This window comes from Spiroplasma endosymbiont of Aspidapion aeneum (assembly GCF_964031045.1).
In the GTDB taxonomy this organism is placed as follows: Bacteria; Bacillota_I; Bacilli_A; order Mycoplasmatales; family Mycoplasmataceae.
In genome coordinates, this window is sequence record NZ_OZ034994.1 from 747,050 (window position 1) to 760,409 (window position 13,360).

Genomic DNA, 13,360 nt, shown 5'->3' on the forward strand with positions numbered 1-13,360 from the left:
AGTATTTCTATTGTTACAATAATTATATAATGCGCTTATTGCGTTAATCTTATTCTAAAATAAATTTATTTTTTCTTTGTATATTTAGTATATTTTTAAGAAAAATTAATATATTGTTAATGAAACACCATTATTATAGACCCCAGACACTGGCTGGAAATAGCTTTAATGACGAATATTTATTATCTGGTATGACATTTTTATTTTGATTGCTATCACCAACCTTAACTCAAATTCCAGAAACAGATCCGGATCCTGTTTGTAATTTAATAATAATATTATCTGAACTATTATGATACCAAGAATGAACATTAACTTCTTGCGCTGCAAAAACTTTAGATGCATCAGATGTATTTGAGACTGAAGAAATTATTGGACCTACATCCCCGCCTATGCTACAACTAGCTTCTCCCTTAATATCTATAGTTGCATCTGGAGAATAAAACTCATCTAAATTATAAATTATCGCGCTATTTCCTTCATCTAGGTTTTGTTCGCTCCCTTCAATTTTTGCATCGCCATTAATAGTTAATCCCTTTAGATTATCAAATCCTTGCTGTGGTTGATAAGCAGCGCTTTTTGAATATATAATTCCAACTGGTTTTGGAACAACATATACACCCCCATCCTCATTTGAACCAATATTTACAGAACCATCAACATTTACTTGCCCAATAATACCTGTTGTAATTGTATTAATAAATCCAACACCAGCGCCAACATCTGCAGATGCATATATTTGAATATCTCCATTGAAATGAATTTCTTTGTTTTCTGATATTCTTGTAGCATTATTTGCTCAATCCCCATATTTTTCACTTATAACACCGCATGATTCAGAAGTATTATCATTATTTGCAGTATAAGTAACTTTTCCTTTAAATAATATATTTCCATCGACTTCATTTGCTCAAGCAGCGACAATAACTCCTTTTCCAGTTACCTTTATATCACCATCAAAAGTAACATCCCCAACAATGCATACTTCACCGTGATATTTAAATGGTGACTCACTACCAGAATAATTATATCCATCAGCAAATTCTAAATTAGGAGCACTGTCTATACCAGAATTGTATAAATAACTATCATCAATTGATCTATTTGATGCATTTTTACTAACAAAATAATTTACAGAACCAGAAGTTTTTGTGTCTGAAATTGTATAATTTCCTGAGGTAGCATCTTTTCCAACATATGTTCCATAATAAATATCTAATGTAAAACTTTTCTCACCACTTGTAGGTGTTAGTGTTAGTGTTACTTTACCTTGTTCTACATCTTTTCCTTTTTGACCAATAAGTTTCATCATAATATAATATTTATTATCTTTTTTTTCTAATTTATTTTCAACTGCTAATATATCTGTTTTATCACTTGATATTGCAGCATCTGCTATTTGGTCATTATTATCAGCAGAAACACTAAATGAGTCAAAAGATAGATCATCATCGGTTAAATGAATTGATTTAGATAATGATTCACCTTGATTTGTTGGTCCATCTTGCCCAACATATGGGATTGAACCTCTTGTAAATGTTACATTATTAAGAGGCAAATCCTTTGATGCAGAATAATTAAAAATAGCTGTTGCACAACATACGTTTCCAACTTTATCATAAAATCTAGAAACAAAATGTATTATTCCGTCGTTAGCAACCTTATCTGTTAACTTATTAATATTTAAAGTTAAATTATTATCAGTACCAACTGAGATGTTATTAATTGAAAAAGCTGTTATTTTTGAAAATGATGTTTTTGAATCTAAGGCTTTAAAATTCTTAGCATTTTCCTCATTTGAAAGATCAAGGTTGTTAAGTTTACTCCAGTTATAATAGTTATCATCATCAGTACTTTTTGGATTATCTGCAATTGTTAATGTATCTTTATATTTATATCCAGCTGTTGTAATTGCATCTAAATTAGCTGCTGTTGTAATAGCTATAGATTGGGCTGCTGGTTTATCTATTTGCCAATCACTAAATTTAGAAGATAATGAATATTTACTAGTATACGCTTTGTCAGTATCTGAGGGTTTATCGAATTGTTTAGAATCTCCAGGACTGACTCTATTTGCACTATATTTAAAGCTTTGATTTGCATAATAAACCAAAGGACCAAAACTAAAACGAATATCTATTGTAATATTTCCTGATGCATAACTTATTGATGGGGTTGTAAATGTAAGATTAAGATTAAAAGAATTTTTATCTTCATCTGCTAATTTAGAGGGCTCAGAAAATTTTGCAGAGGCAGTAAAATCACCTTCACTACCACTACTAAAAGTTATTTTTGGTGTAACTGCTTGGATATCTTTTAACTTAATAGTGTTGGTGTCAAAGGTAACAATAAAATCATTGCCTTTTGATAAATCAAAACCAGGATCTGGTTTAGTTGGATCTTTTGGTTTAGTTGGAATTTTTTCTGCTATTGAAAATTGTTCCACTCCTTTAAAAGGATTAAAAGAAATGTCTCCGCTTTTTGAAGTATAATTTGCAAAGGTATTTGATAATGTGAAAGTAACTGTACCAAGTTTGTATTCTCCATTGGCAGAACCGGCAGGTGACAATCGTGAATAGTCAACATTAAGATATATATCTCCATTATCCTTAATTTCACAACCATTTAGCAATTGATTAATATCTGTAACACCATCATCTTTTGATTTCATATTAATTGTAAAAGTTTTAAAGTTCATTTTTACAAACTCTTGATAATTAGATAGATTTCCTACTTTTATTTCTTTATCATTTGGGTCAATTGTTTTTTTATCCGTATCTCAAGTAACATTATATTGTGAAAAATCCTTAACAGTTATATTAAATGAACCTTCTTTAATATCTATACTATTCAAATTTGTGAATTGGACTGTTACTTTTGTAGTTCCAGCACTAATTCCACTTAATTGGATTGTTTGATAATTTTTATTTGTTACATCTTTTTGTGTGTCAACAAATTTTGCTACTGAAGATTTCTCAACAATAACACTACAATTTTTAGTGTACCCATCTTTTTCTAAATCTGCAAAGTTTGCAATATTAATACTGACTGTTCCTTTAACCAAAACAGTGTAATCTGTTTTTTCAAATTTAACATCATTTTTTACTTCTGCTTTTTTTGGGTTTTTTGCTTTAGAACAAGAAACTAACATTGTTGTTGATGGTGCAAATAAGCTAATCGAACCTAATAATATCATTAATTTTTTCATTTTTCAATATCTTTCTATCTTTATATTTAATACATTGTTAATTAAACGCCATTAAGTTAGGTTCCAGTCACTAGCTGTAAATTCCTTTAATGATGGATAGTTAGTATTTGGTATGACCTTTTGATTAGCTGCTAGTGTCCCAACTGTAATTAAATTTGAAGAAACAGAACCAGATCCTGTTTGTAATTTAATAATAGTATTATTTTCATCACTATGAAATCAGTAACCAACTTTAACTTCCTTGAATGCAAAAACTTTAGATGCATCAGAGGTATTTGAGACTGAGGAAATTAACGGACCTACATCCCCTCCTATGCTACAACTAGCTTCTCCCTTAATATCAATAATTGCATTTGGAGAATAAAACTCATCAAAATTAGAAATTGTCGCACTATTATCTACATCTAAGATACCATAAAGTTTATCAAATATTTTTGCATCGCCGTTAATAGTTAATCCCTTTAGATTATCAAATCCTTGCTGCTGTTGATAACTTTCGCTTTTTGAATATATAATTCCAACTGGTTTTGGAACAACATAATCTGAAGAATCCTCATTTGAACCAATATTTACAGAACCATCAACATTCACCTGACCAATAATACCTGTCATAATTGTATTAATAAATCCAACACCAGCACCAACAATTGCAGATGCATATATTTGAATATCATTAATAAAATGAATTTCTTTGTTTTCTGATATTCTTACAGCATTATCACCGTAATTCCCATATTTTTCACTTATAACACCGCACGCTTCAGAAGTATTATCGTTATTTGCGGTATAAGTAACTTTCCCTTTAAATAATATATTTCCCTGAACTTCATTTGCAAAATCAACAGCAATAACTCCTTTTCCAGTTACATTTATATCACCATCAAAAGTAACATTTCCAACCATATTTTCTTCAGCATGATATTTGAATGGTGATTCACTACCAGAGTAATTATAACCATCTGCAAATTCTAAATTAGGGGCACTGTCCTTGCCATAATCAGATGAATAACTAACATCAATTGATCTATTTGTAGCATTCTTACTAATAAAATAATTTACAGACCCAGAAGTTTTTGTGTTTGAAATTGCATAATTTCCTGAGGTAGCATCTTTTCCAACATATGTTCCATAATAAATATCTAATGTAAAACTTTTATCACCACTTATAAGTGTTAGTGTTACTTTACCTTGTTCTACATCTTTTCCTTTTTGACCAATAAGTTTCATTTTAATATAATATTTATTGTCATCTTTTTTTTCTAATTTATTGTCAACTGCTAATATATCTGTTTTATCACTTAATATTGTAGCGTCTGCTAATGCGTCATTATTATCAGTAGAAAGACCAAATGAGTCAAAAGATAGATCATCATCGGTTAAATGAATTGATTTAGATAATGATTCGCCTTGATTTGTTGGTCCATCTTGCCCAACATATGGAATTGAACCTCTTGTAAATGTTACATTATTAGGAGGTAAATTTTTTGATGCAGAATAATTAAAAATAGCTGTTGCACAACATACGTTTCCAACTTTATCATAAAATCTAGAAACAAAATGTATTATTCCGTCGTTAGCAACCTTATCTGTTAACTTATTAATATTTAAAGTTAAATTATTATCAGTACCAACTGAGATGTTATTAATTGAAAAAGCTGTTATTTTTGAAAATGATGTTTTTGAATCTAAGGCTTTAAAATTCTTAGCATTTTCCTCATTTGAAAGATCAAGGTTGTTAAGTTTACTCCAGTTATAATAGTTATCATCATCAGTACTTTTTGGATTATCTGCAATTGTTAATGTATCTTTATATTTATATCCAGCTGTTGTAATTGCATCTAAATTAGCTGCTGTTGTAATAGCTATAGATTGGGCTGCTGGTTTATCTATTTGCCAATCACTAAATTTAGAAGATAATGAATATTTACTAGTATACGCTTTGTCAGTATCTGAGGGTTTATCGAATTGTTTAGAATCTCCAGGACTGACTCTATTTGCACTATATTTAAAGCTTTGATTTGCATAATAAACTAAAGAACCTGAAATAAAACGAATATCTATTGTAATATTTCCTGATGCATAACTTATCGATGGGGTTGTAAATGTAAGATTAAGATTAAAAGAAGTTTTATCTTCATCCGCTAATTTAGATGGCTCAGAAAATTTTGCAGAGGCAGTAAAATCACCTTCACTACCACTACTAAAAGTTATTTTTGGTGTAACCGCTTGGATATCTTTTAACTTAATAGTGTTGTTGTAAAAGGTAACAGTAAAATCATTGCCTTTTGATAAATCAAAACCAGGATCTGGTTTAGTTGGATCTATTGGTTTAGTTGGATTTTTTTCTGCTATTGAAAATTGTTCCACCCCTTTAAAAGGATTAAAAGAAATTTCTCCGCTTTTTGAAGTATAATTTGCAAAGGTATTTGATAATGTGAAAGTAACTGTACCAAGTTTGTATTCTCCATTTGCAGAACCGGCAGGTGACAATCGTGAATAGTCAACATTAAGATATATATCTCCATTATCCTTAATTTCACAACCATTTAGCAATTGATTAATATCTGTAACACCATCATCTTTTGATTTCATATTAATTGTAAAATCTTTATAGTTCATTTTTACAAACTCTTGATAATTAGATAGATTTCCTACTTTTATTTCTTTATCATTTGGGTCAATTGTTTTTTTATCTGTATCTCAAGTAACATTATATTGTGAAAAATCCACAACAGTTATATTAAATGAACCTTCTTTAACATCTATACTATTCAAATTTGTGAATTGGACTGTTACTTTTGTAGTTCCAGCGCTAATTCCACTTAATTGGATTGTTTGATAATTTTTATTTGTTACATCTTTTTGTGTATCAACAAATTTTGCTACTGCAGATTTCTCAACAATAACACTACAATTTTTAGTGTACCCAGCTTTTTCTAGATCTGCAAAATTTGCAATATTAACACTAACTGTTCCTTTAACCAAAACATTATAATCTGTTTTTTCAAATTTAACATCATTTTTTACTACTACATTTTTTGGGTTTTTTGTTTTAGAACAAGAAACCAACATAGTTGTTGATGGGGCAAATAAGCTAATCGAACCTAATAATATCATTAATTTTTTCATTTTTCAATAACTTTCTATGTTTATATTTAATACAAAACCTTGCAAATTTTTTATTACTATAATAAATGTATAAAAAACTAATAAAAATAAATGTAGATTAACATAACCAATTGACCTATTTTTATCACCTTATATATTATAAATTATTTCTTTATTTAAAATCTTATTTTTTTAAAATAATTGGGAATAATTTGAATTAGTAAGAAAAATAGAGTGAAATAAGTTACACTTGGTTTTTATATTTTTCTTTAAATAATTGATTATAAATTTAGCTAACTATTTAAAATAATATGATAAATAGTTATAAATTCCTCTTAACACTTCTCCAATTTGATGTATTCTATATGTTTCATTGATCAAGTGTAAATGTTTCTAATGATGCATATCGTTTTGGATGAAATTCTTTAGTCTTATCACCAATTTTAACAGTAAAATAAGAACTAAATCCAGCTCCAGTTTGTAATTCAACAACGGTTCTATAAAAAAAATTAACTAGAGTAAATTTGCTAATATTAATTGAATATAAAGAAAAAACTTTAGATGGATTAGAAGTAGATGAGATCGAATAAAGAAGTGGACCACCAGACACCTCACCTCCAATATTTATATTTGCAATCGGTGAGCAAAATTGATCACAATTATAAATTATTGCCCCATAATCATAAACAAGATGCTGACAACGGTCTATACTTGCAGACCCTTTTACATTTAATCCTTTAAGACTATCAAATCCCTGTCGTGTCTGTCAACTTGAACTTTTTGAATATATAATTCCAACAGGTTTTAGTTTTTGTCAACCACCTGAAGAGACTTGACCAGTAAACACAGAACCTTCAACATTTACCTGACCAATTGCACCAGTCATAATTGTGTTGATAATGCCAACACCAGAACCAATATTATCAGTTGCATAAGCTTTAACATCTTTCATAAAATTAATTTCTTTATCTTCTGATATTCTTGTACTATTATAAGCATCACTAAGATATTGTTCACTTATAACTCCACATGCTTCAGAATCTTTATCGTTATTTGCAGTATATGTAACGTTTCCTTTAAATAATATGTTTCCATAAATCTTATTTGCATATGAAACAGAAACAACACCTCTACCAGTTACATTTATATCACCATCAAAAGTAACATCTCCAATGATACTTGAATAATCATTAAATTTAAATGGTGATTCACTACCAGAGTAATTATAACCATTTGCAAATTCTAAATTAGGAGCATTATTCACACCATAATTACTTGAATAACTAACATCAATTGCTCTATTTGAAGCGTTTGAACTAATAAAATAATTTACAGACCCAGAAGTTTTATTGTTTAAAATTTCATAATTTCCTGAACTTGCATCAGCACCAATAAATGTTCCATAGTAAACATCTAATGCAAAGTTATTATCGTTATATTTAAGTGTTAGTCTTGCTTTACCTCGTTCTACATCTTTTCCTTTTTGACCAATAAGTTTCATTTTAATATAATATTTATTGTCATATTTTTTTTCTAAATTATTTTCAACTGATAATATCTCTGGATTATCACTTCTTATTGTAGATGTTGCTAACTTCTCTGGGTCATCGGCAGAAACACTAAATGAGTCAAAAGAAAGATCATCATCTGTCAAATGAATTGAATTAGATAGCGAATCTCCTTGATTTGTTGATTGGTCACTATATGGAATTTTTCCTCTTGTAAATGTTGCTATATTTACTGGTATATTTGATTGTGAATATGTAAATTTTGCTGTTGCACAGCACACATTTCCAATATCATCATAAAATCTAGATATGAAATGGATTGTTCCCCCATCGGTAACTTGTTTTTCTAACTTTTTAATATTTAAAATTAAATTATTATCAGCATTGACTGAGATTGTGTCAATTGAAAAAGCTGTTATTTTAGAAAATGATGTTTTTGAATCTAAGGCTTTAAAATTCTTAGCATTTTCTGATTCTGAAAGATCAAAGTTGTTAAGTTTACTCCAGCTGTAATAATCAGCATCGCTGCCTTTTTGATTATCTGCAATTGTTAACGTATCTTTATATTTATACCCACCCTTTACGATATCATCTAATTTAGATGATGTTGTAATAGATATAGATTGGGGCGCAGGTTTATCTGTTTGCCAGGCTTTAAAAATATTAGAATCTGAATATTTGCTAACATAGCCTATATCATTATCTGTGGGTTTATCATATTGACCTCCAGCGCTTACTCTATTTGCGCTGTATTTAAAGCTTTGATTTGTATAATAAACGAAATGACCCGAACTAAAACGAATATCTATTGTAATATTCCCTGATGCATAACTTGTTGGTGGGAATGTAAATGTAAGATTAAGAGTATAAGAACTATTTTCCACATCCACTAATGTAGATGCTTCAGAAAATTTTGGTGTTGCTGTAAAATCACCATCACTACCACCACTAAATGTTATTTTAGGCTTAGATTTTTCAATATCACTAAAAGGAATATTATCATTAAATTTAACAGTAAAATCTTGTGGGTTTTTTAAGTTAATATCATTTTCATTAGATTTCTCTATTGTAAAATTTCTAACTCCTTTAAAAGGATTAAAGGAAATATCTCCTGTATTTGAAGTGTAATTTGCTGATGTATTTAATAATGTGAAAGTAACTGTACCAAGAGTGTATTCTTTTTGTTTTTCACCCAAAGGTGGCAATTGTGAATAGTCAACATTAAGATATATATCTCCTTTTTCATCAATTTCACAACCATTCAACAAAAGATTAATGTCTGTACTATTTTCATTTTCCGATTTCATATTAATTGAAAAATCTTTATAGTTTAAATTGGTAAATTTTTGATATTCTGGTAGGTTTCCTACCTTTATTTTTTCAGCAAGTGGGTCAATTGTTTTTGTATCTGTATCTCAGTTAACTTGATATTGTGAAAAATCCATAACAGTTATATTAAATGTACCTTCCTTAACGTCGGTGTTAGCTAAATTTGTGAATTCAACTGTTACTTTTGTAGTGCCAGCACTAATCCCACTTATTTGAAGTGTTTGATAATTTTTATTAACATCATTTTCTTGTGTATCTACAAATTTTGCTATTGTAGGATCGTCAATAACAACACTACAATTGTTAGTGTATCCAACTTTCTGTAAATATGAAAAATTTGAAATATTAACAGTAACCGCCGCCCCGGTTAGAACAGTATAATCTGATTTTTCAAATTTAACATCAAATTTAGACTCTTCTTTCTTTGCCTTAGAACAAGAAATCAGCATAGCCGATGATGGGGCAAATAAACTAATTGAACCCAATAATATCATTAATTTTTTCATTACACGAATACCTCCTATATTATATAATATAAAATTGGTAAGGTTATTTAATTACTGTATTGAATAAGAATAAATAATAAACACAGCGAAAAGAAGCTTGTAAATTAATATTTATCTATATATATTATAATATATTTTTCCTATATAATAGTGATTTTTATAAAAAATATAACATATTGATAAGAATAAAATAAATCTAAGCGCGCCAAATTACACCTAGTTTTTTATCTTTTCACTAATAATATTCAATCCATTTCTTTCATTAAATTAATGTTTTATAAAATTTAAAAGGCGATTAAAAGCATGAGTTAAATTTTTAATTTTTTATTTTATTAAACTGTCCAATCTCTGTATATTATTGTGTTTTGGTCTTTTATAAACATTTAATTTGTTATTCGTTTGGAGAAAATTAAAATACTTTCATTACAAAAAAAATACCATAATATAAATGAATTATTAATTTTTATGTCCCATATTTACAAGACTAATATATTTTTAAAAATAGTAATTTAATATTTATTTTTTATAACAGTTGTTTAATTGTACTTTTTCTGTTGTTTTTTTAGCAATTAAATTCCTTTTTTTATTTTTTAATTTATTTATTCTTAATTTTAATTATCCTTTATTAACTACATTTTTGGATTTTCTAGCCTAATTTTTAACTTTTATAATTTATTCTAAAATAAAATATTAAAATTTTTTGCCATGCTCAAATAATACCGATTTGGTTTTAGAAGATATATATAGAATTTTACAATTTTTTCACTTTGGCATTTTTTAAATATTTTTGATAATGCATTTTTATTATTAGTTTTTCGTTATAAAAAAATAGAGGTTTATACTCCTTTTACCTAGTTTTCCTTATTTTTGCTATTTTTTTCAAAAATAAATTTATATTTTTTTAAATATCTAACATCTTGATTTATTGTCATCAAACAATAAATGTAAATATTATTAATAATGAATTAAGCTTCCTTTTTTTATTAGATTCTTAAATCCATTTTTTTAAAATAAATAATAGATGAATAGGAAATAAATACTGCAAATGTCATATTTATTGGTAATGTTATTCATTCTTGTTTTAGACTTTCATTATTAATAGTGTCATACACCTCTATTTTATATTGTGAAAGATCAGAATTGGCAGGTAAACTAAAATTTATATGCCTAAACTCTAATGGATTTGGTGTGATTAACATCATACCAATTTTATTAAAAATTTCTTTATTTGTAATCATCATTTGCAAAATATTAACAACTAGAAGGTAAACAACAATAACACCACAAACTGACAAAGATATAAAAATAAAGTCATTAAAAATAAGAATAATAAAAATAAATAATGAAGATAAAGCTAATATGAAGATAAAAAATGATAATCCTATTAAAAAAATTCTTCCTAAATAAATATTTGCATCACTTGCAAAAGAACAAAGTATAATATTAATTAAATATCCTGGTAAATAAGAAACAAATAATGCCGATCAACAAAAAAATATTTTTGAGAACAAAATATCATTTCTTTTAATTGTTGTGGTCATTATTTGTGAAATATAGCCTTCTCTAATATCAAATAAAATAGTAATCATTATAAAAGAAATACTACACATTGAAAATAAAATAAGTCCACATATATAATAAATTGTTGGAAAATAAGACCCTATTCCAGAATAATAATCACCCCCATTTTTAATAAATTCATTTGTATTATCATCACGAATAAAATTATATGTAGAATATGGGCTGATAGATTTATCTTTTGTAATTAAATAACACATTAAAATAATAAATAAATTTATAAAAAATCAACATATTGCAAAAAATAAAATCAATCTTCAATACCGATTAAACTGAGTTCAAATTATTTTAAAATTAATTTTACTAGTTAATATATCATTCATTATAAAATGCTTTCTTTTTTAAAGATTTCCCTAAATTTTGCGTTTAATGTATTAATATCATTTTCTTTAACCTCATATTCGTCAACTATACTTCCCTCCTTTAAAAATCCAACTCTATTTGAAAGAGTCACAACTTCTTCAAATATATGTGAACAAATAATTATTGTTGATTGATAATCATTTTTAAGTTTGGCTATCAAAGTGTTAAATTGTCCTTGCATAACAGGATCAAGCCCAGATGTAGGTTCATCAAGCACTAAAAAGCTTGGTTTGTGCATAGTTGCAGCTATTATTGCAATTTTTTGCTTCATTCCTTTTGACATTTTTTTAATTTTTACTTTTGTATCGATTTCAAAATGTGCAATTAATTTATTTACAAATTCTCCATCAATATTTTTTTTATAGTCTGCAACCAAGTTTAAGTATTTTATGCCTGTGAAGTCTCGATAAAGAGCTATTTCTCCCGCCACATAGCCAGTAAATTCCATAACTAAATCCCTATTTTTCCAAGCATCTAGATTATTAATAGTTATTGACCCTGAATTGGGTTTAATAAATCCCAAAATTTGTCTTATTAGTGTTGTTTTTCCAGCACCATTTGGTCCAACAATGCCATAAACTTGACCTTTTTCAATATTAATATTTATCTTAAAATTACCATTTTTTGGCCCATAAACTTTTGTTATATCCTTAATTTTGACCATATTTTATCTCCCCATTTTAATATAAAACTATTAATTTTTAAAACGTAAAATTTTTCTATACATATATTATATCCAATTTTTTAATTTTAATTAATTGTTTACATACAAATTATAAATTTAAAACAATTACAACAATTTTTAGTAAATAAAAATTGATTAATACATTTGATATTACTATTGAATTATAGACTTAGTTCTTTTTTATTAAAATTGTAAATAGAAAAGTATACAAATGGTCCTGCAAGACCAATATTTAAAAATACACTTACCACTGAAAAAGTGAGATTTTTTATTTTGGGTTCACCAAAACCATAGAACCCCACCTTATATTTTTCATCACTATTGAATATTGTAAAGTTTAGAATATTTGGGACAAGTGACTCTGGGGACAAATATTGTACTCACTGGTTATCTTCATTTATAAATGAAGTAACAAGGCACATAATTATTATATATAATGTAATTGAAATATTTACTGTTAATGAAAGATAATTTATTTCAGTAAATAAATTACCAATAAAAACATAAATACATGTTAGTAATGTCACGAATGCAATAAATGATATTTGATATAAAATAATTCTACCAATATATAAATAACAATCCTCTGTTTTAATTGCAGAATATAAGATTGTTAATATAAAAGTTGGAAAAAATACAATTAATGTTGCACATATAAGAAAACATATTTTTGACAATATTATTGTTGTTCTGTTGTATGAAGATGTCATTAACGTTGTTATGTGGCCATTAATAATTTCATTTACAATAATTTTATTTACCAATATTAGATTAAATAAACAAAATCAAACTAAGCCGATATTTTTATATACAAAAGTACATCAATGACCATAACCAAAATCAGAAATAGCCCCATTAATGGTATCTTGATAAAAATAATTATTAATAAATAATTTATTCATATTTGATACGTTGTTTAATATGATTGATAAGCTATTAATAAGAATAAATATTGTATTTATAAATAAAAATACAATCATAAAAGATATAATTAATCACATGTTCTGTTTAATATAATTTTTAATTATTTTTAAATTTAAAAATTTTTTATTCATTATGTCCTTACTATTAAATA

At 26.8% G+C, this 13,360-nt stretch carries 6 protein-coding genes; all 6 read right to left on the reverse strand.

Going from position 1 to position 13,360, the window contains the following annotated elements:
• Positions 1-133: 133 nt before the first annotated feature.
• Positions 134-3,208, reverse strand: coding sequence for a hypothetical protein (locus tag AAHM97_RS03350; RefSeq protein WP_342268530.1), 3,075 nt, complete (start codon positions 3,206-3,208; stop codon positions 134-136).
• A 51-nt stretch (positions 3,209-3,259) separates the two neighbouring features.
• Positions 3,260-6,337 carry a hypothetical protein gene (locus AAHM97_RS03355; protein WP_342268531.1) on the reverse strand — a complete coding sequence of 1,026 codons (3,078 nt, stop codon included), beginning with the start codon at positions 6,335-6,337 and terminating at the stop codon, positions 3,260-3,262.
• A gap of 340 nt (positions 6,338-6,677) precedes the next feature.
• Entirely contained in the window at positions 6,678-9,659 is a 2,982-nt protein-coding gene (locus AAHM97_RS03360) for a hypothetical protein (RefSeq protein WP_342268532.1), read from the reverse strand.
• A 983-nt stretch (positions 9,660-10,642) separates the two neighbouring features.
• A complete protein-coding gene (locus AAHM97_RS03365) occupies positions 10,643-11,560 on the reverse strand; it encodes a hypothetical protein (protein WP_342268533.1) in 918 nt (305 codons plus the stop codon).
• Positions 11,560-12,264 (reverse strand): ATP-binding cassette domain-containing protein, encoded by a 705-nt coding sequence (locus tag AAHM97_RS03370; protein ID WP_342268534.1) that lies wholly within the window; start codon positions 12,262-12,264, stop codon positions 11,560-11,562. Before AAHM97_RS03370 ends, AAHM97_RS03365 begins: the two co-directional genes overlap by 1 nt.
• A gap of 182 nt (positions 12,265-12,446) precedes the next feature.
• On the reverse strand, positions 12,447-13,340 hold the full coding sequence (locus AAHM97_RS03375) for a hypothetical protein (protein WP_342268535.1): 894 nt from the start codon (positions 13,338-13,340) through the stop codon (positions 12,447-12,449).
• Positions 13,341-13,360: the final 20 nt, after the last annotated feature.